The sequence below is a fragment of the Candidatus Krumholzibacteriota bacterium genome, assembly GCA_034520215.1.
Classification (GTDB): Bacteria; Krumholzibacteriota; Krumholzibacteriia; order Krumholzibacteriales; family WJIX01; genus JAGHBT01.
In genome coordinates this window covers 429146-453825 of sequence record JAXHNR010000001.1, presented here as the reverse complement: position 1 = coordinate 453825, position 24680 = coordinate 429146, and the positions used below count along the sequence as shown (strand labels likewise).

Annotated in this window: 21 protein-coding genes and 3 tRNA genes; 10 read left to right on the top strand and 14 right to left on the bottom strand. The window is 40.8% G+C overall.

The window, feature by feature from the left end; all coding sequences use genetic code 11:
* Nucleotides 1–70: 70 nt before the first annotated feature.
* Both U5O15_01865 and U5O15_01860 read left to right on the top strand, forming a co-directional pair.
* Nucleotides 71–427 (top strand): metalloregulator ArsR/SmtB family transcription factor, encoded by a 357-nt coding sequence (locus U5O15_01865; protein ID MDZ7859410.1) that lies wholly within the window; start codon nt 71–73, stop codon nt 425–427.
* Nucleotides 427–612 carry a zinc ribbon domain-containing protein gene (locus tag U5O15_01860; GenBank protein ID MDZ7859409.1) on the top strand — a complete coding sequence of 62 codons (186 nt, stop codon included), beginning with the start codon at nt 427–429 and terminating at the stop codon, nt 610–612. Before U5O15_01865 ends, U5O15_01860 begins: the two co-directional genes overlap by 1 nt.
* Before the next feature lie 103 nt (nt 613–715).
* Here U5O15_01860 and U5O15_01855 read toward each other — a convergent pair.
* The 5 genes from U5O15_01855 to ilvC all read right to left on the bottom strand — a co-directional run bounded on the left by U5O15_01855 (nt 716) and on the right by ilvC (nt 4473).
* A tRNA-Glu gene (locus U5O15_01855) sits at nt 716–790 on the bottom strand.
* A 14-nt stretch (nt 791–804) separates the two neighbouring features.
* Nucleotides 805–878, bottom strand: a tRNA-Gln gene (locus U5O15_01850).
* Nucleotides 879–932: 54 nt separating this feature from the next.
* Complete coding sequence (gene gltX / locus U5O15_01845; GenBank protein MDZ7859408.1) at nt 933–2498, bottom strand: glutamate--tRNA ligase; 1566 nt, start codon at nt 2496–2498, stop codon at nt 933–935.
* Between the two features lie 4 nt (nt 2499–2502).
* On the bottom strand, nt 2503–3414 hold the full coding sequence (locus tag U5O15_01840) for a hypothetical protein (GenBank protein MDZ7859407.1): 912 nt from the start codon (nt 3412–3414) through the stop codon (nt 2503–2505).
* Between the two features lie 75 nt (nt 3415–3489).
* Nucleotides 3490–4473, bottom strand: a complete 984-nt coding sequence (ilvC, locus tag U5O15_01835; protein ID MDZ7859406.1) for a ketol-acid reductoisomerase — start codon at nt 4471–4473, stop codon at nt 3490–3492.
* Between the two features lie 190 nt (nt 4474–4663).
* Here ilvC and U5O15_01830 point away from each other — a divergent pair.
* The 6 genes from U5O15_01830 to cdaA all read left to right on the top strand — a co-directional run bounded on the left by U5O15_01830 (nt 4664) and on the right by cdaA (nt 11195).
* Nucleotides 4664–4740: transfer RNA gene (locus tag U5O15_01830), tRNA-Met, on the top strand.
* Nucleotides 4741–4780: 40 nt separating this feature from the next.
* Nucleotides 4781–6160 (top strand): tRNA lysidine(34) synthetase TilS, encoded by a 1380-nt coding sequence (gene tilS / locus U5O15_01825; GenBank protein ID MDZ7859405.1) that lies wholly within the window; start codon nt 4781–4783, stop codon nt 6158–6160.
* Between the two features lie 154 nt (nt 6161–6314).
* Nucleotides 6315–6893: a hypoxanthine phosphoribosyltransferase gene (gene hpt / locus U5O15_01820; GenBank protein ID MDZ7859404.1), complete on the top strand. Its 579-nt coding sequence runs from the start codon at nt 6315–6317 to the stop codon at nt 6891–6893.
* A gap of 126 nt (nt 6894–7019) precedes the next feature.
* The gene (gene ftsH / locus U5O15_01815; GenBank protein ID MDZ7859403.1) at nt 7020–9155 is read left to right on the top strand and encodes an ATP-dependent zinc metalloprotease FtsH; all 2136 of its coding nucleotides are present in this window, start codon (nt 7020–7022) and stop codon (nt 9153–9155) included.
* 40 nt (nt 9156–9195) lie between these two features.
* The gene (gene folP, locus U5O15_01810; protein ID MDZ7859402.1) at nt 9196–10416 is read left to right on the top strand and encodes a dihydropteroate synthase; all 1221 of its coding nucleotides are present in this window, start codon (nt 9196–9198) and stop codon (nt 10414–10416) included.
* Entirely contained in the window at nt 10413–11195 is a 783-nt protein-coding gene (gene cdaA / locus U5O15_01805; GenBank protein MDZ7859401.1) for a diadenylate cyclase CdaA, read from the top strand. Before folP ends, cdaA begins: the two co-directional genes overlap by 4 nt.
* Nucleotides 11196–11578: 383 nt before the next feature.
* Here cdaA and U5O15_01800 read toward each other — a convergent pair whose 3' ends face one another.
* The 6 genes from U5O15_01800 to U5O15_01775 all read right to left on the bottom strand — a co-directional run bounded on the left by U5O15_01800 (nt 11579) and on the right by U5O15_01775 (nt 19856).
* Nucleotides 11579–13111 carry a response regulator gene (locus U5O15_01800; GenBank protein MDZ7859400.1) on the bottom strand — a complete coding sequence of 511 codons (1533 nt, stop codon included), beginning with the start codon at nt 13109–13111 and terminating at the stop codon, nt 11579–11581.
* A 3-nt stretch (nt 13112–13114) separates the two neighbouring features.
* Nucleotides 13115–14854 (bottom strand): HD domain-containing phosphohydrolase, encoded by a 1740-nt coding sequence (locus tag U5O15_01795; GenBank protein MDZ7859399.1) that lies wholly within the window; start codon nt 14852–14854, stop codon nt 13115–13117.
* Between the two features lie 28 nt (nt 14855–14882).
* Nucleotides 14883–15119: a helix-turn-helix domain-containing protein gene (locus tag U5O15_01790; GenBank protein MDZ7859398.1), complete on the bottom strand. Its 237-nt coding sequence runs from the start codon at nt 15117–15119 to the stop codon at nt 14883–14885.
* A gap of 68 nt (nt 15120–15187) precedes the next feature.
* Entirely contained in the window at nt 15188–16762 is a 1575-nt protein-coding gene (locus U5O15_01785) for a hypothetical protein (protein MDZ7859397.1), read from the bottom strand.
* A gap of 8 nt (nt 16763–16770) precedes the next feature.
* Nucleotides 16771–18741, bottom strand: coding sequence for a hypothetical protein (locus U5O15_01780; protein ID MDZ7859396.1), 1971 nt, complete (start codon nt 18739–18741; stop codon nt 16771–16773).
* 317 nt (nt 18742–19058) lie between these two features.
* Nucleotides 19059–19856, bottom strand: a complete 798-nt coding sequence (locus tag U5O15_01775) for a nitrilase-related carbon-nitrogen hydrolase (GenBank protein ID MDZ7859395.1) — start codon at nt 19854–19856, stop codon at nt 19059–19061.
* A gap of 219 nt (nt 19857–20075) precedes the next feature.
* Here U5O15_01775 and U5O15_01770 point away from each other — a divergent pair, with 219 nt between their 5' ends.
* Together U5O15_01770 and U5O15_01765 are read left to right on the top strand one after the other, a co-directional pair.
* Nucleotides 20076–20237: a hypothetical protein gene (locus tag U5O15_01770; GenBank protein ID MDZ7859394.1), complete on the top strand. Its 162-nt coding sequence runs from the start codon at nt 20076–20078 to the stop codon at nt 20235–20237.
* 244 nt (nt 20238–20481) lie between these two features.
* A complete protein-coding gene (locus tag U5O15_01765) occupies nt 20482–21255 on the top strand; it encodes a hypothetical protein (GenBank protein ID MDZ7859393.1) in 774 nt (257 codons plus the stop codon).
* Nucleotides 21256–21259: 4 nt separating this feature from the next.
* Here U5O15_01765 and U5O15_01760 read toward each other — a convergent pair whose 3' ends face one another.
* From U5O15_01760 to guaB, 3 genes are read right to left on the bottom strand one after another with little or no spacing between them, the layout of a single operon-like run.
* Complete coding sequence (locus tag U5O15_01760) at nt 21260–22153, bottom strand: hypothetical protein (GenBank protein MDZ7859392.1); 894 nt, start codon at nt 22151–22153, stop codon at nt 21260–21262.
* Nucleotides 22154–22179: 26 nt separating this feature from the next.
* Nucleotides 22180–22887, bottom strand: coding sequence for a hypothetical protein (locus tag U5O15_01755; protein MDZ7859391.1), 708 nt, complete (start codon nt 22885–22887; stop codon nt 22180–22182).
* A 7-nt stretch (nt 22888–22894) separates the two neighbouring features.
* A complete protein-coding gene (guaB, locus tag U5O15_01750) occupies nt 22895–24361 on the bottom strand; it encodes an IMP dehydrogenase (GenBank protein ID MDZ7859390.1) in 1467 nt (488 codons plus the stop codon).
* Nucleotides 24362–24680 lie beyond the last annotated feature (319 nt).

Below are 24680 nucleotides of genomic sequence, written 5' to 3'. Positions count from 1 at the left end.
AAATTATTTGGTAGAATATTACTTGACATATTCTTATATTGTTATATATTCATATGACAAAGGAGAGGACATGAAAGACGTTGAAAACAGATCCGCTTACGATATTATGGCTAAACGCCTCAAGGCGCTTGCCGACAGCAACCGTCTTAGAATAATTCACTCCATTTGTGACGGTGAGAAAAATGTCACATCCCTCACCAATGAGATAGGACTAAACCAGGCAAGTATTTCAAAACACCTGCGGATCCTCCGCGAGGAGAACCTCGTGGTATCAAGAAGGGAACACAGAAAGATATTCTACAGCCTTTCTGACAACCTTCCGCCAAAAATCTGCAAACTTGTACTCGAATCGCTCAAGAACAGCAATAGAAGCGACGGCGATATTATTGATAATTACAGCTGGCAATCAAAAGAACGAGGTAACTAATGCCGATTTACGAATTTATATGTAATAAATGCGGAAATGAATTTGAAGAACTGGTAAAATCGAGTGAATCAAAGGTAAGATGTCCGCGTTGTAATTCAACTAAAATTGACAAATGCTTTTCCGCTTTCAGTTCATCCGGAGGAAGCTGTTCTTCTAATTCCAGTAATCCCTTTGGAGGCGGATGAGCGCCTCTATGATAAAACGGCAGTTTGCCGTTGAAGTAACAATAAATCAACTTTAAAATCAACAGCCCGAAAGGAAAACCTGAAATCCTTCCGGGCTTCTATCTGGTAGCCCCTAGGGGAGTTGAACCCCTGATTCATGGCTGAGAACCATGCGTCCTGACCACTAGACTAAGGGGCCTCATTAAAAAAAAGTGGCTGGAGAGGGAGGATTCGAACCTCCATCGGCTGAGCCAGAGTCAGCTGTCCTGCCATTAGACGACTCTCCATTATTAAAGGGAAATTAAAAGATTCCGGATAGAAAAGCAATACCATTTATAAAATTATATACTTGAATACAGTTCAGCAGCATTTCTGAGTCTCTCTACAGTTTTATTCTTACCCAACAGAATAACAACCCAGAATATGTCAGGAGAAACTATCTTGCCCGTAAGAGCCACCCTGCAGGGATGAATAAGCTCTCCCGCGGTAATTTCAAGAGCAAATGCAAGATCTCTCAGGGCTTTTTCAACTGATTCTCTATCAAAATATTTAAGTTTCTCAAATTCATCGGCCAGTTTATTCATACGATCCGGGACTTCACTTCTCAAGAGATGTGTCCTTACGGCTTCTTCATCCACACTGTAATTATCAGTATAGAAATAGCCCATTATATCCGGCACATCTTTCAGTAGTTTAAGGCGGTTGCCGAGAACATTGATAATTGTACCAAGCCGTTTGATTTCTTTATCTGCCATTTTATAATTGCGTATCTTCTCTTCTTTTATATCTTCTTCTTCCGGCACAATTTTAAGATCAACCGGTTTAGTAATATCCACATCAAATTCGGGCGGGATCAATCCTTCTTCATCCAACACATCCTGTACCAGGGAAATTTTACCCACAAGAGAGATCTTTTTTAAATGTTCTGAATTAATCCATTCCATCTTGTCATTATCAAATACAGCGGGGTTCTTTGAAACTTTTTTAAGTGAAAATTTATCGATAAGGGCTTTACGCGTAAAGAGTTCCCTTTTACCGTCAAGCGACCATCCCAGAAGAGCCAGGTAATTCAGCAGTCCTTCAGCGAGATAATGACGTTTTCTGTAGTAAGCTATTGAAGTCGCGCCGTGCCTCTTGCTGAGCCTGGCCCTGTCCCTTCCGAGAATCATCGGAAGGTGAGCAAACTTCGGGACTTTATATCCCAGCGCGTGATAAAGACTAACCTGTCTGGGTGTGTTTGAAATGTGATCATCGCCTCTTATAACATGGGAAATCTTCATGTGGGCATCGTCAACAACAACGGCAAAATTATAAGTAGGTTTGCCGTCTGACTTTATGAGAACAAAATCGTCCAGATTCGCGTTATCAAAAGTGAATTTTCCCCTTACAATATCTCTGAAAAAGACATTTCCTTCACTCGGCATTTTAAAACGAATGACATGAGGAACCCCTTTTGAAAGCCTTTCCTCCACCTCTGACTCAGACAACTTCCGGCACCTGCCGTCATATTTAGCTGGAAGTTTCTTTTCTTCCATTTCAAATCTCATCTCTTTTAGCCTTTCAGGAGTACAGAAACAATAATAAGCTTTGCCGGCATCTAAAAGTTTCCGTACTTCATTATGATACAGCACATTTCTTCCTGATTGTGTATATGGCCCGTAATCACCCCCCGCTAAAGGCCCCTCATCAGATTCGAGCCCCAACCATTCCATCGCGTCGATTATCCCTTCGTAGGATTCCTCGGTTGACCTCTTTACGTCTGTATCTTCAATTCTAAGTATAAATTTGCCCCCTGTCTTCCTGGCGTAAAGATAGTTATAGAGCGCGGTCCTCGCGCCTCCAACATGCAGGTGCCCCGTTGGACTGGGAGCGAATCTAACTCTGATATGACTCTTATCCTTATTCATATTACTACTTATTCCATCCCTTTTCGGGTACGGCCTTAAAATCGTCAATTTTTGATATGAGCGTATTATAATCCATACCGAAAACCTCGGTTGACGCGTCATCAAGTGAACTGCCTTCTTCCAATTTTTCTATGAAGGTCATTATTTCTTCCATGGAAGAAATATCAATGAGATTTTCTAACATCTGATAAGCTATATAGAATGAAACTCTGGTAAGCCCCATATCCTGAGCAGATTTCAGATAATCATTCAATTCACCGACCGTTGGCTTGAAACCGGTGAATTCTTCCCTGAACTGTGGTGTTTGAGTTTTGAGCACATAACCTTCCCCTGCCAGATAGGAAGCGATTGATTCTCTTAACCAGAGAGGAATTCTGCCGTTGGACTTTTCCCTGAGGGCCATTTGCGCAAATTTCTGAATAAAAGCTATTTGAGCAATCGTCTGTCCTGATTTCCTGTCAAGTCTCTTAAGCATTATGTCGTAAGGTTCAAAATATATCGTATCCCCTTTGATAAAACCGTAATACCACCATTCCTTCCTTGTGAGAAATTTATATTCATCCATATCTTTCGCTCCGATACAGACGACCTTTCCCCGGGCCGGCCTTCCTATCTTTTCCTCAACAAGCTTATAGCTGTCAAAGGCAATACCAAACATTTTTCTGGATATAAAATCATATATTTGGCTGGCGGGATAATGCAGTGAAATATCCTTGTTAGCCATCACCCCTCCTTTTACAGGATGATAGTCATCACGGACAAGGTGAAAGCGATCCTTTGGACTGAGAAGAGAATCGGGGATGCGAAACGCTTCATCACCCTTATTCTTATCTTTATCCGTTCCATTATTACATCCCGCTGCGGCAACAAGAATTACAGCAGATACCAGGACAGCCATTTTAACAAAATGTCTCATTTCTTCCTCCTCTATTTTGCGCCAACAACCCCTCACGCGGCTTCAGCACACATCTATTATACAAATATACAAACCTCATTTATTCTCCGGGAACAGGCTCCTTATTTCCCTGCCGATTTTTTCGATCAGCAACTCACTTTCTTTCTCGCGAAGCTCAACAAGAAAATCCCTATTGGCGGCGGATTTATCCAGCCAGTCCCGGGCAAACTCACCACTGTCTATAAATTCAAAGAGTTTCTCCATCTTACTGCCGGTTTCCTCGTCAATAAGCGCCTCACCGTAACGTAATCCTCCGTATGCCGCTGTAGTGCTTATTACTTTTCTCATTTCCGAAAAACCAATCCGTGAAAATATGTCGACTAAGATCTTTAACTCATGCATACACTCAAAATACGCTACTTCGGGGCTGAATCCTTTGCTCACCAGTGTGTCAAAAGCACATTTGACAAGCCCCGTGACTCCCCCGCACAGCACGGCCTGCTCACCGAAAATATCGCTTACGGCTTCTTCCTTGAATGTTGTTTCAAATGCTCCTACCCTGAGACATCCGAGCCCTTCAGCTATTGCCAGACCAACTTTCATCCCGTCTCCGTAGAGGTCATTTTCCACACCTATCAGACACGGAAGGCCGCTTCCTTCCAGATATGCTTCCCTGACTCTCTTACCCTGTCCCTTTGGAGCAACAAGAACCTGGACATAATCTGAGGTTTGAATTTCTCTGAAAGCAACGGAAAATCCATGGGCGAAACACAGCACGGAGCCGTACTCCAGATTGCCGGCTATCTGATCTAAGAACACGTCTCGCTGTATTTCATCAGGTATGAGCAAAATAAGTACTTGAGCTTCTTTTGCTCCTTCTTCCAGTGTTACCACTCTGAACCCGTCATCAATCGCTCTTTGCCAGCTCTCTCCCCCCCTTCTGGCCGCGACAGACACTTTCAATCCGCTGTCTCTTAAGTTCAAAGCCTGGGGACGTCCCTGATTACCATATCCCAGAACAACGATATTTCTTCCATCTAGGACAGAACTGTCAGCGTCATTTGATGAGTAATAATTCATTTCCCACCCCCCCATAAAAAGTTAAATCCCCCCGCCCCGGCATCTAAAAAATTAACGCGCGGGGAATCTCGCTGCTGCAAGTATACAATCTATCTATAACAAACCATTACCGCCGAGAAAAGAAAAATCTATTCACTGTTTTCTTTTCACTTGACATTAGTATATTTTATCTTACTATTTTCGAGTGCCTGGCGGTGTAGCTCAGTTGGTTAGAGCAGAGGAATCATAATCCTCGTGCCCGGGGTTCAAGTCCCTGCACCGCCACCAGTTATTTTAATTTACTTTATTTTTTTCCCTCTAAGAAGCTATGAATTGTATCCTTGAAGTCGAGAAATGGATTAAGGAGAAATCTTTAATCAACCCCGGAAGCCGCGTGATCGCGGCAGTATCCGGCGGGGCAGATTCAATGGCCATGCTGACAATTCTCCGCGGACTGAAAGACAAACTGAACATCACTCTTGGAGCCGCGCATCTTGATCACGGAATTCGCAAAGTATCAAAGGATGAGAAAAAACTGGTCGCTGACTACTGTAAAAAAATAAATATTCCCCTGATATCGGCTTTAAGAGATACACCGGCGGCTGCGGTTAGAAAGGGGAAAGGAATTGAAGAAACCGCCAGAATTCTCCGTTATGAATTCCTTAAGCAAAGCGCGGAAGAGTTCAGAGCCTCCGTTGTGGCTTTAGGGCATAATCAGGATGATCAGACCGAAACAATTTTACATCACATCATCAGGGGATCAGGATTAAGAGGTTTAATGGGAATTCCCGAAAAAAGAGGTATATTTATACGGCCGGTTCTTTGCTGCAGTGGAAAGGATCTTGAACAATTTCTCAAAACTCGAAATATCAGATTTGCAACCGACAAGAGCAATCTTGATATCAGCTACACGCGCAATAGAATTCGAAAGCATCTGCTTCCCATGCTTCGTGATGAATTCAATCCCTCGATAGATAAATCGCTGATCAAACTGGCTGAAAACATCTCCGAAGGATTTAATATGTTTAGTTCGAGGGTAGAGCGCATCGCCGAAGAATACGGAGAAGAAAACAGGGTCAAAATTCCTTTAGAAGAACTCAAAGGAATAAGCGATTTTGAAATTTACCTTCTGATAGATACTGTTTTAAAGAATTATTTCGATATCCACCAGGATATCGAAAAGTGTCACTTCGACGCCGCAAAATCACTTCTGCGTTCGTGTCAATCGGGCAGGAAAATCAATTTACCTCATGGTATAACGATAACTCTTGAGCAAATTCACCTGCGTATTTCAAAGGATACAGCTGATAATCTCTCAAGGCGGACTGAAACAACCATTCCCGAGTCAGGCGAATACGATCTTCCCTCCTGGAATTTAACCGTCAATATAGAAAAGCTGTCCGGAACTGAAAACCTATCTCCCATCTCTTCTGATAATGAAGCATACCTCGGCTCAGTCTTCTTCCCGATTAGAATCAGGGAAAGGAAGCAAGGTGACAGGATAAGGCCGTTTGGTATGAGGGGCAGTAAAAAATTAAGCGATATTATGATTGATAATAAGATTTCTCTGTCTGTCAGAAACCGTATTCCAGTTTTCGAGGATAAAAAAGGGATAATATGGATACCCGGTGTCACAACAGATGAGAGAACCAGGATATCAAAGAAAACAGAGCAGATAATTCGAATAAAACTAACAAAGCATAATTGATATACGCTCACTTAATATCCTGTTCGACAATGAACTTAATGATTCCCCCTAAAAACTCTGGATATCATTTAAGTTCAGTGATAGACTTAATCCGTTAGAAATAATACACTGAAAATTGCTTGCAGCGACTATAAATCAGGGGGCAAAAGCATAGATGTATACTATATCTTCAGATAAAATACAGATGAGGGTCAGGGAGCTTGGGCTTGAAATATCAGAGGATTATAAAAATTCAACACCTGTCTTCATAACCCTTCTTAAAGGCGCTTTTATCTTCCTGGCAGATCTGGTCAGAGAACTTACAATCCCCCATGAAATTGATTTTATCACTCTGTCGAGCTACAGAAACGGCCTTCAGAGAAGTAAAACCATTGAAATCAATAACCTTATACGAAACAATATAGAGGAGAGAGATATAATAATAGTTGATGAAATAATCGACACCGGCAACACACTCTCAAAACTGATGAATAATTTACTCGATGCCGGAGCAAAAAGTATAAAGATCTGCACTCTTCTTGATAAACAGACAAAAAGGGAGGTAGAAATACCGATTGACTATAAAGGGTTTAGTATACCGGATGTGTTTGTGATCGGATATGGACTGGATTTTAAGGAACATTTCAGGCATCTGTCATTTATAAGAGAATTGACGTCTGATCTTAGAGAGATGGACGGGATAAACGAACAATTCTCAAAAATAGAAAAAGAAATCAAGGAGCAGAGGATTTAGAAAAACTGAAATACCTATTGCTATTTCAGTTATATACAAACTGATAGACAATAGGATTATTATTGTTTATCTTAACTTTGTGATACAAATTACTGTACTGATTAATTATTAAAACAGGTATTTAACATGAATAAAATAAACAATAACAAAAACGGCGGAAACAAGAAAGAACCTGACAATAAATGGATACCTCCCGGAACTGGTCCCGGGAAACAAAAGCCATCCCGTTCAATGGCACTCTGGGTTATGATCCTTATTATGGGTTTCCTCGCTTATCTTCTATTCAATTCCGGAGTACAAAATCAGCACACTATCAACTATACAACTTTCATGCGTGAGATAAAAAGCGGAAATATTGACAGAATAAATATCAAAGGGCTTGAAGTTACAGGTAAATTAATTAATGAAATTATCTTACCCCGAGGTCCCAATGAAACCAGCATAAGCAAATTCAAAGTCATACTCCCCGCTGAAGACAAAGATCTGCCCGAGAAGATCTGGGAAAATAACCCAAACGCGATTATTGAAGCTGAATTCCCAGGAAGCAGCCTCTGGGTAAAAGCCCTGGCTACCGCCCTTCCCCTTATAGCCCTTTTTGCACTCTGGTTTATATTTATGCGGCAAATGCAAACCGGAGGCAACAAAGCTTTCTCATTTGGTAAAAGTAAAGCGAAATTAGTTGGCGAAAACAGACCCGATGTTACATTTGATGATGTCGCCGGAGCGGAGGAAGCAAAAGAAGAATTGCAGGAGATTATTGAATTCCTTAGAGATCCGCGTAAATTTCAAAAGCTGGGCGGACGTATACCGAAAGGGGTAATTCTTCTCGGCCCGCCCGGAACGGGAAAAACCCTTCTTGCCCGAGCCGCGGCCGGAGAAGCTAAAGCCGCCTTTTTCAGTATGAGCGGCTCCGACTTTGTTGAAATGTTTGTCGGTGTTGGAGCAAGCCGTGTCCGTGACCTCTTCGAAAAAGGACAAAAACACGCGCCGTGCATCCTCTTTATCGATGAACTCGACGCCGTGGGCAGACAGAGGGGATCGGGCCTCGGCGGAGGACATGACGAAAGAGAACAAACGCTGAATCAACTTCTTGTCGAAATGGATGGATTCAACACCAACGAAGGGGTAATTCTTCTCGCCGCTACTAACAGGCCCGATGTTCTCGACCCGGCTCTGCTTAGACCCGGCAGATTCGACAGAAGAGTTGTCGTTGATATGCCTGACCTAGAAGGAAGACTGGGAATTCTTAAAGTACATTCTAAAAATATTCCCCTTGCTGATGACGTTGACCTTAAAATAATAGCCCGCGGGACTCCGGGTATGTCGGGAGCTGACCTGGCAAACACCGTTAATGAAGCAGCCCTGCTTGCCGCGAAATTAGACAAAAATCAAGTCGAAATGGAAGATTTAGAAAACGCTAAAGATAAAGTCAGATTAGGTCCGGAACGCAAAAGTCATGTTATGAAGGAAGATGCTCGAAAAGTATCCGCCTATCACGAAAGCGGACATGTTATAGTAGGTTCCTATGTGGAAAATTCCGATCCACTTCATAAGGTGACAATAATTCCGCGCGGAAGAGCGGGCGGCCTGACATTTTTCCTTCCAAAAGATGATATGTATTTTCACTCTAAGGAATATCTGATGGATATTATAGCAACAACACTGGGAGGAAGAGTTTCTGAAGAACTATTTATAGGAAGTATTGGAACCGGAGCGCAGAATGATATAAGCCGCGCCTCATCCCTTGCCCGCAGGATGGTGGCAAAGTGGGGCATGAGCGATACCCTTGGCCCGATATCCTTTGATCATCAAGATGATGAACACATTTTTCTCGGGAAACAATTAGCTTCCAGAAACGAATTCAGTGAAGAGACAGCAAGAGAAATTGATAATGAGATCAGCAAAATTATTAAAAAATGTCATAAAAGAGCGGAAGATATCCTGACTGAACATAATGAAGAACTGCACAAAGTAGCCCAAACACTTCTGAAGAGAGAATCTTTAGACGGAGAGGAAATCAAGATATTACTAAGCGGCGGAACTCTGGACGAACCTATACCTGACGATAAAAAGTCCGGTTCCGGGGACAAATCTCCATCTAAACATGAATCCAAGGAAAAAGGGGACAAAGAAAAGAATCGAACAAAAACAGAGATGAAAGAAGACCCCCGAACTTCAGGAGAAGAGGCGGCACCCGGAACCGATTTTTCTTCCAGCGAGAATAAAACCGGTCAGGATAAAGAATCTGAAGAAGATAACTGACAAAATTGGTTTTCCATATTTTATATCCAGTAAAGGGATTATGAAATACACGTTACGGCTTCTTCCTTCAGGAGACATGACAACCCTCAAGAAACATCTCAAAGCATCAGGAGTGGATGCTGAAGGTATTAATATTATATGCCAGAAAACTCAAAAATGGATAATCCAGATTGAAAATGTATCTCCACCCGCCGCTAATATAATAAAACAACAAATGCTTTCACTCGGCCAGGAAGCCGCGGTGCATAGAGACGTAATTACCGGTAAACCCGAATTATCCACGGTTTATATTATATCTAATAAGAGAAAAATATTTTTACTGGAACACAAGCTGAAATCCCAGCCGTTTAATCTTAAAAAACTCGGGAAAGAAATTTCAAATCTCGCTCACTCCTATTTGAATGTTCCGCGAAAAATAGAACTCACCGATCATATTATAGATTTCACAAGTGGACCGGTTATAGCCGGGGTTCTCAATGTTACCTCGGACAGTTTCAGTGACGGAGGGCTTTACGTGGATCCGGACATGGCTTGTGAGAGGGCTTTGCAAATGGTAGAGGAGGGCGCCTCAATTATCGACATTGGCGGTGAATCAAGCAGACCGGGCGCGAAGAGTCCCGGACTGGAGGAAGAAATCAAACGCGTAGAGCCGGTACTAAAAAGACTGTCGGGCAAACTGAAAGTTCCAATATCTATCGATACAAGGAATTCCAGAGTGGCACGGCTGGCAACGGACTATGGAGCGGAGATAATAAACGATATAAGCGGACTTTCACATGACCCGGCAATGCTTGAAGTGGCCCTGGAGAAAAGTACCGCTGTTATAATTATGCATATGCTGGGAACACCCGAGACAATGCAAAATAGCCCATATTATAAAGATCCGGTTACTGATATTATCAGATGGCTTGCAAAGAGAACAGACGCGGTTATAGAGCACGGGATTCCAAAAGATAAAATAATTATTGACCCGGGAATAGGTTTTGGTAAAAGATTAGAAGACAACCTGGATATTATACGGGAATTATCAAGTTTTAAAGGGCTCGGGTTTCCAGTACTTCTGGGATATTCCAGGAAATCCTTTGTCGGGCTGTTAACAAAGCAAAACATACCTGACGAACGCGCTTACGGCGGATTAGCCGTACTGGCGAAATCTCTTCAACATGGAGGAGCGGATATTATCAGGGCACATGACGTTAAGGAAACAAACGATTTTATAAATGTATGGAACGCAGTGACGGGAGAAGTAAGTAAAAAATGAGTAGCTACCAATTTAACATATTTATCGACATAATCGACATTGCCATAGTCGCTTTTATCTTCTACAGGCTCTACCTTTCGATGAAGGGAACTAAAGCGATACAGATGTTCGGCGGTCTCTTCATGCTTATCCTCGTCAGTTTTATAGCGCGTTGGTTTAATCTCAACGCCCTCAACTGGATGCTCGGCAGCCTTAAAACAGTGTGGCTTATTGCCTTTGTGATTCTTTTTCAACCTGAATTACGCAAGGCACTTACAAAATTAGGGCAAAACCCTATATTGAGACCATTTCTCAAAGTCGAAGAATCAACAACAATCAATGAAATTGTAAAAGCATGTTTTCAGATCAGCGAAAGAGGTTATGGAGCTCTTATTTCAATCGAGAGAAATATTGGATTGAAAAATTTTATAGAGACGGGTACTCCGTTAGACGCTAAAGTAACAGAAGATCTTTTAGTTACACTATTTACTTCTAACACTCCACTTCACGACGGAGCAGTAATTATTGAAGGAAGTACAATCATTGCCGCCGGATGCATCCTGCCCCTTTCTCAGAATCCCCGCCTTCCTCAATCAATAGGTACCAGACACAGGGCCGCGATTGGTCTCTCTGAAGAAACGGACTCGATAAATATTATTGTTAGCGAAGAAAACGGCATGGTCTCAATCGCTGTCGACGGTAAGCTGAAACGTAAGCTGGATGTAAACACCCTGAGAAACAGCCTTGTTAACATGATGGGAATAAAATCGGAAGGTGTCAATCCAGCACCCTCCGGTTAATAATGTTACTTAAAGGGATATTTAATTTTTAAGGGAGTGATAATCCCACCACCTCACATCATCCTCTCACCGGATCAACACTCCCTCAAATTGTTAATCTATCTTCCTGTCATTTATAATTACTCCGCAAAAAAGATTCCAGACTGCGAATAGATACTTGGTTTAAACGTAAAAGCTTGCCATATAATGGCTTTAGAGGAACCAAACTTATGATACATAATTAAATATATAGTAACCCTAATTTACACTTAAGGTAAGTTAGCCTCTGTTCACGTACCTAAATTGAATTCGCGGAGGGGTTTCCCGTTTCCGAGAGAAAGGTGTCAAGTAAATTTACAATGGAATATAAGTAGCAGCCCGGTCAGGCAATAATAAATCTGCCTTTAAATTATTTTAGATTCTACCAAATCGGAAAGATGGCGGATAATTTTCTCATCAAATTTATCGGTCTGTTCAATCAATTGGCTAATAGCTTCTTCGTATGAAAGCGGTTCTCTATAGGGGCGGTTGCTTGTCATGGCATCAAAGCTGTCCGCTACGGCAACTATCCTCGCTCCAATTGATATTTCATCAGCCTTGAGTCCGTCGGGATACCCGTTCCCGTCGAGCCTTTCATGATGATGCCTGACTAGATCACTCGCCAGCCTAAGAAAATCCATGTCTTTTATTATATTGGCCCCGATTTCAGGATGGCTTTTTATTACTTTCCATTCCTTTTCCGTCAATTCACCGGATTTATTTAATATATTTTCATAAACGCCCAGCTTGCCAATATCGTGAAGAGCAGCGCCGAAACTGACTATCTCTTGTTCCTTCTTGCTGAGATGAAGTCTTTCCGCAAGAAGGTTGGCAAATTTAACAACTCTTTTGGTGTGACCATTTGTATAGGGATCCTTAGCTTCTATTGTCGATACAAGAACCTTGATTGTCGATAAATATGTATTCTGTAATTTAGAATACAGCCTGGAGTTTGCCAGCCCGTTGGCTGCTGAGTGGCTCAGGAAATTGAACATTTCTAAATCATTCTCTGAATAATCCTGATTATTAATTTTGTTACCGAGTAGAATAATTCCAATAAAGTTTGATTTAACAACCATCAGAATACAGTATCTAAAATCAAGATTAATAATTGTTTTTACTTCTTCAGCAACTTCACTGCTGGTATTGTGATTTTTAAGGTCGAGAACCCCTTCTTTTGACACAAGATATTCGATCAACTTACTGTCCCTTGAAAAAGTCAGATCTTTAAGGTCGTATTCCTGAACCCCTATGCCGCCGGCAAATGACAATTCCCCCGCATCTAAATTCTCACTGTTGAATATAGCCACTGAACTTATGCCCATCTGTCCCATTAAAGTAAGGCACAGTATATGTATGATCTCCTGAGGTTCCCTGAGTTTGTTCAAATCCTGGCTTAAATCAGAAAGAGCCCTAAGATTCAGGACCTTAAGCTTTAGCTTCTTGTGCATATTATCATAATCAATCTGATTCTTTTTAACTTCCATTTCCAGAGATTCGTTTCTTGATATGATATCTCTCTTCTCATAAGCGTCTATAAAATATTTGTTAATCTTAGTTACAATCTCAGCTACGGTGAATGGTTTCTTGATTATTTCCTTAGCGCCATATTTAGCGCTTTCCCTGATTGAATCGGACATAATATTATCGGACATCATAACTACAGGAATATCAGGCTTCTTTTTATCCGTGAGCATACGACTGCAGACTTCGAAGCCATCCAGTTCCGGAAGAACAGTATCGAGAATCACAAGATCAGGATCAAATCGTTCAAACTTGTCAAGGGCGTCTTTACCGTCATACGCCGATTCGATTACATACCCCTCTCTGCCAAGAGATTCAGTAATTATCTCTACTACATTCGGATCATCATCGACTATAAGAATATTTCCGTTCAATATCTAGCCTTTCGCCATAACTTCTTTGTTGGTAATAGACCTGGCAAACTCTCTTTCCATAACTCTGGCGAAGGTGCGGGTGATTTCCCTGTCATACCTGAGGCCGTAATTTTCTTTCAGTGTGTTTAGTGCTTCCTTCTCCGAAAGGGCCGCTCTTGTGGGCCTGTCATGAATCATAGCGGAATAACTTTCTACTACCGATATTATCCTGCCCCCCAAAGGAATTTCCTTGCCTCTTAATCCCCGAGGATAACCTTCTCCGTTGAATCTTTCGTGATGACTCTTTACTATATCTACAACATGGTTATTAAATCCCATCCTCCGCAGCATCTCAGCGCCGTCATCGGGATGTTTTTTAATTATTGACCATTCGTTCTTGGATAATTCCCGGGGGGTTTTTATTATGAGATCACTTATTTTTATCATACCCATATCCCGAAGAACTGTTCCATAAATCAGATCTTTAAAATGCTCGTCCGGATAATTCAGCTTTTTCGCGAGGACTCCAACATAACGAGAAACAAATTCGGAAGTGCCTTTTAAAAGGGTGTTTTCTTCTATCATAGAAATAAGAGTTTTAACGATTCCCAGAGTTCTCTCATTCTCTCTTTCAAACATGATAGAATTCCTGTAGGCACTTTCGGCAACACTGGCTAGAATGTTGAGGAATTCAAAATTCTCTTCGTTCATTTCATGTCCGGAAAGTCTTTTCCCGATCACAAAAACACCGGCTATACCCTTATCTACGATAAATGGACATATATACTCAAATTCATTTGTTTTAAATATTCTTCTCTGATCTTCATCAACAATATCATCAATATGAGTCAGGGTTCTCCTTCCCCCAACTCTCCTTAAATTTTGTATATTGATATTAAAATCTTCCATTCTCTTCTTATCAACACCTTTGGAAACAACGGGAACTAAATGTTCGCCTTTCTTTTCCAAGAAGACAGCCGACTCAACACCCCCCTGGGCTATTGCCGTTAAGAGGAATATGTCCAGGAGTTTTTCCTTGTTATGTATTTTGTTAAAATCGGTACTTATTGAGAATAGGGTCTTTAATTCCAGTATTCTACGCCTTAATTTTATATTAATATCGGCGTTTACCTCGTGTTTGCTCTTCCCCATACCCTTTTCTTCATTGTTTGAATCTTTAGTTTTGATTCTTTCCGGGAATATAGATATATCCTGGTATCCTTCACTGAATATTTCTGAAACAGCATCCCCGTTACTATTCTTCCGGGCACTTTCAGCACTCGAGCCTGTTTTTTCCTTTAACGCGTCCGGCTTTCTGCTGTCTTCTCCATTATTACCACCGCTCCCCGTCTTAACTTTTTCCGTTTCCTTATTATCCTCTTTATCTGTCTGACCTTCTCCCGTTTCATGACGGGATATATCTTCTGAAGTATTCAAAGCCGCCTCTAGAGTGGAGTATATCGGAACATCAATATCTCCACTCCTTAGAAAATCAAGGACAACATCATTTTTTACGACAAAATTAACCGTATATCCCATCCTTCGGTATTCTATTAAGAAATCCCGGAATATCCTTGCAACACCGCCACCGAGAGATGACAGATCCAAAAAATCAAAAACTACTTTCTTGAATTTCCTTCTCAGACATTCATCAACAAGCTTTTTTATCTTGTTATTCTGATGGAAGCCAAGGTTACCCGAAATTTTGAATACAGCAACATGGGGCTGATCTACTTCTACCCTTTTAAACAAAGTTTTTGCCATATCTTATCTCCAGCGGCAATCGGCCTTTTCAAGAAGAACTTATAACTTCTTCCTGGGCAAGCCATCTATCGAGTACGCTTCTGAGAAATCTCCACTCGCTTCCCACCTTTTTAGCCGGAATCTTTCTTTCCTTAGCTAAACGACATACTGTTTTAACATGCATTTTAAGATAATCAGCAGCTTCAACAGAAGTCATTACATCATGAATGTCGTCATGTCCTCCGATGATGATTTTACCATAGTCATGCTGTTGTTCTTTTCCCATGACAACCTCTCTATTGTTTAAACCACGCACGCGATTACCATTACAATTTATTTCATATCTCCTCTATATTAGCCGGAGACGGATCCCACAAATTCAGTTTCAAGACTCCTTAAATTTTCAATCCTCTTGAAAAGCATCGGGACATCGAGCACAAAACAGCTGAGATCACCGATTTGCAGCGAATATCTTGAAATAGATCCCCAGCTTTCTTCCACGTGTTGAGCTTTTAAACCTTCAAATCTATAACCGGGACCGTTCGAGAAGATCCCGATTCTCTCTTCCGCAGATCCGACTATAATTATATTGCTGCTTTCGTCTAAGGAATTATTTTCTTCAGACACTAATTCCCGCATTCCAAATACCTGTATTTTTTTGCTGTTGAAATCTATATAATATCTGCCGTCTTCGAAGACTATCTCATTTTTATCCGGATCGAATTCACCTGCCTCTTCCATACATCGTAAAGGAATACATATTTCTTTCCCCATTGCTTTGAATACATGATAATCTGTCTTGTCGCCGTCGGTTGGAAAAGTAAACTTAAACCTGAAGTCTTTACTTCTCCCGGGTTCAACCCAGAGTAATCCTCCCCAAGCTCTTAGAATATCTCTAACAAAAAGCAATCCCTTGTAAAAAGCCGCCGGATCATCTTGATCTATCTCAGAACCCTTAAGATAGCGCTTACAATCATCACTCACAATTACTTCCAAGTATGATCCCTCACATGTAACGTCAACTTTTATCGTTAGATCATCTTCGCCGTCTATTTGCAGCGATATTATATCAGAAATACAGTTCGAAATTATTTCCGCGAATGCGGATGCCGCTTCTCCGCTTATTAAAAATTCATCCGAATTCGTGTTAAAAACTATTTTCCGGTTCTTCATTTGACTGTATATTTTTACAACATCTCTTATACCGTCAATAAGATGCTTGCTTGAAATTTCAGCGGAAGGATGTCCCCTTCTACCTGTAATTTTATTTATAATGCTGCCTACAAGATTCATGTAAAACTTGCTTTCTTCAAATTTGAGTTCGAATTCATTCGTCATCTGATCTAAAAGATCATTATTATCAATACAGGATTTAAATTCATTTCGCAGATATTCGAACAAGCCGGTCAACTCTTCAAACACATTAAAATCATCTTTATTGGACTGCATCTGATGCGGCGGATCTATATAAACAGATTCCTTGTCAGAACTGCCGTTATTAGAAATAGATGTAGACTGAACATCTTGTTCGTATTCTACTCGGAGCAATTCAATTTCCTTCTTTACTCCCTCAAACACGGTGCGGTTCCAATTATCTTCAAAATCCGGCGAGGAAATAGAATCGGTGATCCGTTCTTCAATTTCAATAATTTCAGATATCACTTGAGACTTATTTTCATCCCATGTCCATCCCCCGTTATTAATTTTTTCCAAGAACTCGCGAAGTATAACGAGTGTTTCACTCCAGTCACTCAGCCCCAGCATCCTCGAACTTCCTTCAAGAAGTTTGTTAGCAAAACATACTCTTCCAAGGATTGTTTCATTTATCAACTCACCTGATGAATTATCCATAAGAAGGGCGAGTTTTTCTGTGTGGTCACCTATCTGCTTCTTGAAAAGTTCTATATTTTCATTTCCTAATTCCGGCAAGATTCACCTCACTGACGTACTTCGGCGGATTCTATCTCAACAGCTCCAAGATCAAACAGATCAACAATTGGCCCCTCATCACTTTCTTTTTCACCTGAATTCTCATCCGGCTTTGACGCTTTCGATTGACTCCTGACAGACTTATCCAGGTGTTTCCTGTAGGCAACTTCCAGACCAAGGCTATCAGGCCTGGATTCTTTGCTTTCCTTTATTTCCATTTTGGAAGTTTCACTGTCAACTAACTTGTCTTCGGCTAACGGGTTCTCTTCCGTTTTTTCTTCTCCAAATTCACCCGTAACCTCATCGGCCGCATTTTCTACAAACTCAACATTAATATCTTTTGACTCGGCAGATTTATCATTTTGAATAACATCCAAGGAAGCAAATGAATCATCCTGAGATTCTTCTCTTGTAACATCAGAACTGTCAGAATCATCTTTTATGTTTTCATTATCAGACTTTAATACTTCTTTAGATGCAAAATCTGACGAAAAAGCATCTTCCGGTCTTTCCACATTCACTTCACTAGCAGTTTCGGAAGTAGAAGGATTATCAGCCATTGGCTGGCTTTCTTCTTCATCCAGTTTATTACTGTCCCAGTTTGACCCGTTGCTGATTACAAATTCTTCCTCGGAATCACTCTTTATATCTCCGGCGCTTTGGTCTATCTCAACAGTGCCTTCGTTCTTCTCGGAGTATTCAGACTCACGCTTCAGCTCGTTCTCAGAATCTGCTAATATCTGATCAGAATTTCCCCTGAAGATCGCATCGATACGCTCAAGATCATTTTTAAGTCTCAAAAGATTATTTTCGAGTTTGCCCTTTCTTTCCTCTAAATCGGCTGTGATCCGTGAAACGATTTCTTCAGCACTTTGACTTACAGAACTCTCTCTGGTGTCACCATTTAACAGAGACGACTTGAATACCTTATAATTACTATCCAAATCCTTGTGCAAACTTATTACCGCGCCGCCAAGTTTATTAAATTTTTCAGCCGTTTCTCTGGCTTTCTCGGCAAATCCGGCCAGATCACCTTCACCAATATTTCCCCGGGCGGCCATTAACGCGATGTTAAGCGCGAGGCCGTTATTCTTCTCGGAAAAATCTCTCATCGCGATACTGCCCTCTTCAAGTTTATTGAGCGATTTTTTCATATTCGATATCGCGGATTTAACTTCAGCTGCCTCTTGCCCGCTGTTTTCCGCGGGAGATATATTTCTGTTGTCATTAAGGAACTCCCTCGCCTGTGAAGCGGGGGATGTTATAGAAGACATATCTTTGATTGCGGCATCGGCGGATTCAATAACTTTGCCTAATGAGAGACCCATTTGATTCATCTTTTTTCTTTCATCTTCCAACGTCTCATTTGCTTCTTTTGCTTCTTCTATAATTTTATCTTTTATCCTGAAGCCTTCATCGAGTTTCCTTATAAGATCCGCCCAAGGCTTTTCTTCACTGGACGACTGGAGAATGGGTTTCCCATTTAATACAGAATCAATTTCCTTCTCAAGTTTCGCGGTATCAAACTGCTCTTCTTTAGAGTTAATCCCCTCTGATATTTCTCTGATTTTGTCTCCGTAATTTCTTAGAATATTCTGGAGTTCCGGATAATTTGAAAGACGCGCTATCTGAGTCGGATTAGTAAGATCATCTATACTATCTGCAATAGAAACTAACTTCCGGTAATCCTGGCCGGAATCCACATAATATCTATACCTTCTTACTGCTGAGGCAATGACAAAATAGGAAAAGAGAGAACATAGAATGATTCCAGCAGCAAGCGGGAAAACTTCCTTAAAAAAGGTAAATGTTTCAATTCCCCATACATTGCTATTATTACTAAGCCATTTGAGATCAATACCATATTGATTTACAATATAATATCCAACGCCCACATTTGTGATCATAAGTAATAGAGCAACCAGTACACCTATCTTCCACGGTGAAGTCAAAACCGGACTATTTCCTTTATTCCTCACTCTTATCTCCTTTGGATATACAATAAAAACTTGCCTGTAACTAATTTTCCGAAGAAAAATACTATTCTCACTTCAATTTTACCGAATATTTCCGCAAAGATTATGCCAAGGTTACAGGTCCCTGAAAATGTGGGATTATAAGGACATGATAAGAGATTTTAAGGAAAAAGAAGGGATTGAAGGGAAGTATTGCATTGACGCGCAGTGCGTTTTGCGAAATTGAGTTAAGATGTGAGAAATGTTCCCGGCCGCAATTCCGCAGCTGAAAAAAATTATAGAAAAAACTGAAGAAAGCCTAAAAGTACAACCAGGTTATTCTATTTATCAGTAATTACGGAATAATAAGAAGAAAATCTATCTTCTATAACATTATTATTCGCGTTTATATTCTTATCATCGGCCTCACTGATATCTATATCAATAACCTTCAATGATTCACTGCGGCTGCCTACTGATACAAGCACTTCCCCGTCAGGGCTGACAATCTGGCTCTTTCCGGTGAACTCAAGACGAACCGGTCCTCTGCGCTCAACCCCTATCCTGTTAGCCGTTATGGCAAATACCCTGTTTTCTATACATCTGGTTATCATCGCATCCTGACCGTAAGGTAAAACCAGATTGCTGGGATGACATAGTACTTGAGCTCCTTTTAAAGTAAGTGTGCGCGCCGCTTCCGGAAAGAGCCAGTCGAAACAGATCATAAAGCCGAGTTTAGCTTCATCTGTTGACTTGACTTTCAGTGATGTTCCGTGATCAAAAAGAAATTTTTCACGGTCAAACAGATGAACTTTACGATATGAATCAACCTTTCCCTCGGAATTAACAAATACCGCTGAATTATACACCTTTTTCTTGACTTTTTGCGCGATACCAAAGACTACATTAAGATTGTTCTTTTTAGTTATTTTTTTGATCTGGCTAGTCGTATATCCACCCGGTACAGTTTCGGCAAGCGAGATGAGTTCTTTCTTATTCTTAAATAAATAACCTGTATTGAACAACTCCGGGAGCACTATGGTAGCGTTATCAACTTTACCAAGCAGATTAACAGCCCTCCCTACATTCTTTTTAACATCGCCGAACTTACAGCGCATCTGCAAGAATCCAACTCTCATCAATATACTCCTTTTCAAATTCCGGATATCTACTCGTTATAAATGTTACTTAAACTGACAATTATGTTAAATTTACAATGACCCTGCAAGTTAGTAGTAACCAGAGATAGTAACAGACCTCAATTGTTAGTTCAAGTATTTCTTTTCATGACATTCCCCAAAAATCAGGGCAATATTTTAGTGACGGCATAACTATCAAGTAATTATTCATAATGATAAGTGGAATTGACATTTAGTTTCTATCCGGCTATTGGTATTGTCAAAAACGCCGTCTATTTCCCCTGCGAGGAAATAGCGTCTCCCGCTCTCAGACTCGCTCTTTCCCATTTCCTTGGAGGAAATGGGAAAACCATGCCCGCTCGTCTTCCGAGAGGGTTTTGAAATACCAATAGCCGGATATACAAAGGAATGTAAAAAATTAATGAAAAGAGAAAAATATAACCATAACCACTCATGCCGATTCGAAATATATTTAAACATCTTATACGCTTAAAGTTAGCAGAATCTCAATCGAATCCGGGCCGGGTTCCCGCTTTCTTTCTCAATAGATTATTAAAAATGGCATAATGCTTGCGAATTTTATTCTTAGACAGAAATAAACCTAAAGCTGGAGTATGGAGCAAGCATGATTACCACAGCCACAAATTACACGAAGATAGAACATAATAGAAGATCAACGAAACAGCAGCGGGCGGATTTCTTCATGATGAACAATTTTCTTTACAGCAGGGTTGAGAACAATTTCCACACAAATAAGTACTTTCCGGATGAAGATGTAAATATCTATATTGCAAATTTGCTCACATCCATCTCAAATCCGCAACACCACAAAAGGGCCGGGAAATATATTATCCCATACGATTTCGCGCTGAAGGAGTTTGTTGAGAGGCTGCCCAACCATCGTGAAAAATATCTGGCTTACAGAACTAACGCCGATTTTCTTCTTATTTCCATCGGGATCTTTGATAATCCAAAAAGGATGAGACCTAATTCAAATCCTCATATGAATCTTTCCTCAGAAGGTTATATCAGTAGATGCAAAGTGTACTATGAACTGGCTCAATCCTATCTGAACAAAACTTCCTCGAGAAAGTCCGCGATGGTAGATATTCTTGGAAAATTATCAAGGGGACTCGAGAATTATATTACGGTTCTTTCTCTGATGAAAACGAAATATTTTAACCTTTTCAAAAAGATAACGCCGGGCGAAATGTATCATTTTGAACAATCTGTATTAACAATAAACAGGAAAGAAGAACTCGCAGAACTTCACAATAAATTCCTGGATGCGTATTCTGAATATCTAAAGAAGAAAACAACTGATCAAAAAAAAACCCTGATCAGGCTGGTCGGTAAAATAGCCGCCATTGACCCTTCTTTCAGTTTCAAAATATCATAACAGGTTAAGTTCTTTTTAGGAATTTGCCAGCCAGCTTAAATACTTCACCCGCCTTATCTCCATTGACGACAACATGTCCGCCTTTATCCATCAGAACAAACTCTGATTTTCTGTTCTTTGAACGGCGTTTCAAGAAAGCATACCCCTTCAAAGAAACTACAGGATCGTCTATTGATTGTATCGTAAGAAAAGACTGATCTATTTTTTTAATCCGTGCTCTGGTGCGTTGAATAAATTCAGCCATAGTGTACTTGACTGGATCAATCCTTCTGGCTAATCCGGGCGCACACTTCAGCAGTAAAGGAAAAAAGAAATTCCCGTGATCTCTTGGAAAGAGAGCGGGAGAAATTAAAACAGTTTTCTGGATATCGAAATTTACCATCAGGTTCAGAGCAATCAATCCTCCGAAGCTGAATCCTATAACAGAGGTGTCAGCCGAATAGTCGAGCAGAGTATCGAGGACAATTTCAGATTCGGAAAGACACGCGCTCCATGTGTTTCTGTTTGTGGCTCTCCTTTTAGTAGCTTTATGATCGCTTTGACGGTTGAATATCCTTGCCATATAATCTCTGAACCCTCTATTACTTTCATCTATCTCGAGAGGTAATCTTATTGCATAAACAGTAAAACCTAAACCATAAAGATAGTCTCCCAACCCCCTCATTTCGGCCGGAGTGCCCCCCGCGCCGTGTATAAGCATACAGGCAGGTGCTTTGCTATCCTGAAAAAGCAGGAAACTTCTCTTTTCCTCCGGAACATTGTTTTTTCTTTCTATATATACCCTGCTTTTGAGAAAATACTTCAGCAGTTCTGCTCCAGCGTCATGATTATCAGGATTTCTCCTGAGTTCTTCTTTCAGTTCCCAAATTGAATAAGTTACTTTCTCAATAACCTTCATATTATTAGTCTTTTCCCTTACTATATTTAAAAAGTACCATCACATACTTTAACGCATAAACCACAAATCATTGTATTTAATTTCTCGCTTTTTGAAAATCTTCTAAGCTGAGCCGTACATTTATCCAGATTAAAGTCCTCCGGCTTTTTATGTATAGCTCCGACCGGGCATACATCTATACATTTGCAGCAATCACCGCAACCCGGCATTTCTCCATCCTCTCCCGAATCCGGAAGCGGCATGTTTGTCAAAACAGTCGCTAAACGAATATGGGCTCCATGCTCGGGATTGACAAGCAAATTATTCCTCCCCCACCATCCCAATCCAGCTGAAGCTCCCAATTCCCTGTGTGAAAGATGCCCGGATAACCTGTTCCAATCCATTATTTGTGAAGCAGGTATCGGAAGCGCGCTGTATCCCATCCTTCCGCATTCTCCCGATATAAATAATGCCGCCTGGTCTAGAGCAAAGTTAACAATTCTATAGTGATAGTAATAGGTCCATGTTGGGGCAACCTTAACCGTTTCAAGAATAGATGCTGACAGGCAGATCCCAATTACGACAGCATAGTCGAGTTGAAGAGATACTTCCTTTATCGACTTATGAAACCCACTTCTTATTTTTTCATCCACGATAGTAGATGAGAAGATGTCAATACCCAAATGCCCGGCGGAAGACTGTAGATTTTCAAGATTTTTACTGCTTCCTTCCAAGTTGGTTAAATTTTCATCCATTTTAGGATCAACTTCTTCTGTAATTTGGAGCTTCCTTGGTGATAAAAACATTGTGAGGATGACTCTCAAGCAATCCTGCCTGGGTAATCTGAATAAAACGCGCTTTCTTTTTCAACGCGTTGATTGTATTTGCCCCGCAATACCCCATACCGCTTCTAAGCCCTCCTATAATCTGTACGACATTAGCCGAAAGACTGCCCTTGTAGGAAACTCTACCCTCAACACCTTCCGCCACGAGTTTGGTTTCATCCATTACATCATCCTGAAAATATCTATCACGGCTTCCATCTTTCATAGCGCCAATTGATCCCATTCCGCGGTAAGTTTTAAAACTCTTTCCATGCTGATAGACCAGCTCGCCCGGGCTCTCTTCAGTTCCCGCAAAAATACTGCCAACCATAACACAATCAGCTCCAGCGGCAATCGCCTTGACTATATCCCCTGAATATTTTATCCCGCCATCGGCTATTAGAGGTATTCCGGCTTTACGAGCAACAGGAGCGCAATCCATTATAGCTGTAACCTGAGGAACCCCTATCCCAGCGACAACACGCGTGGTACAAATTGCTCCGGGACCGATACCAACCTTTATAGCGTCAACACCCAGTTTCACCAGGGCTCTTGCCGCTGAAGCCGTGGCAATATTCCCCGCGATTATCTCGAGCTTCGGGAATTTTCTTCTAATCTTATTCAGCTTGTCCAGTACACCTTTGGAATGAGCGTGGGCGGTATCAACGACAATTAAATCAACATTTACATCTACCAACGCCTCCACCCTTTTTAAGCTATCCCTTCCTACCCCCACAGCAGCGCCGACACGCAATCTTCCGTTTTTATCCTTGCACGCGTTGGGATAATCGATCTTCTTCTGAATATCCTTTACCGTAATAAGTCCTTTTAACCTGCCCTTCCCGTCAACCACCGGAAGCTTTTCAATTCTATTCTCATGGAGTATCCTCATAGCCTTCTTGATACCAATCCCCTCAGAGGCGGTAATCAGATTTTCAGATGTCATTACTTCACTTACCTTGATATCTTCTCTTTGAATAAATCTCAAGTCGCGGTTAGTCAAGATACCTACCAGTAAATCATCTTTGGTTATAGGCAAGCCTGAAATGTCGTATTTCTTCATTACTTCTATTGCTTCCTTTACAAGCTGGTCCGGATAAAAAGTAACAGGATTAGTAATCATACCGCTTTCACTTCTCTTAACTCTGTCAACTTCTTCGGCCTGCTCGAATATAGAAAAATTCTTATGTATGATACCAATACCGCCTTCTCTGGCAAGGGCTATAGCCAACTCAGCTTCTGTGACGGTATCCATAGCAGCTGAAATAATCGGAAGGTTCATCTTTATTTTTTTTGTAAGTCTGGTGTTGATTTTGACATTTCTCGGGTGCACCTTTGATTTCGCTGGAACAAGAAGAACATCATCAAATGTAAGTCCGGTTTTAATAACTTTTTGATTTGCCATAAACTACGAAGGAAATGACGCCCCTTCTTCCTCCTCTCACATTCAAAATAATAGAGCTCTGTTGAATAATTTATATATATTTCCGTGCTGCATCCTATACAAGTTATTTAAATATCAGCGGCATTAATCGTATATTGCCTGATTAAACTTAACACTACTATATTTTTTAAACAACATACTCCCTATTTTGTATACTGTCAAGATTTGAGCGTGCCGATTCATTATCTAAGAGGGAGATTCTTCATTTATTTAAGACTCCACACAAATTTATTCCTAAAAAAAAACCGGAAATCACTGAAATAATATCCAAGATAACATC